The 457-nt window shown below is 65.0% G+C and carries 1 protein-coding gene; it reads left to right on the plus strand.

All coding sequences use genetic code 11. The annotated features are described in order from the left end of the window. Positions 1-457: ABC transporter substrate-binding protein (locus tag AC1DSF_RS30865; RefSeq protein ID WP_478184118.1), on the plus strand; the 457-nt coding region annotated here is incomplete at both ends.

Below are 457 nucleotides of genomic sequence, written 5' to 3' on the forward strand. Positions count from 1 at the left end.
GAACGTCGCCGAGTTCAAGACCGACGGCGGCCAGATGGTGCAGTTCAACCTGGCCAAGCCGCCGTTCAACGACCCGCGGGCGCGGCGCGCGATCGCGCTGGCGCTCGACCCGACGGAGATCCCCAAGACGCTCGACAACGGGTACGTCCCGGCCACGGGCTACTTCAACTCCTCCGGCCCGTTCGTCGACCAGGCCGTCAAGCAGCCGGCCCCGAACAAGGACGAAGCGCAGAAGCTCTTCAACGACTTGGCCGCCGAGGGCAAGAAGGTCGAGTTCAGCTACCTGGTGCCGCAGAACCCGTCGTCGGTGAAGGTCGCCGAGTTCATGCAGAGCCGCCTGCGGCAGTACCAGAACGTGACGATGACGATCGAGTCCCTGGAGATCGGCGCGTACATCCAGAAGTACGCGATCAAGCGGGACTTCCAGGCGATGCTGTTCCAGCAGTGGGTCGTCGAC

It is taken from the genome of Variovorax sp. 01N429 (genome assembly GCF_056399425.1).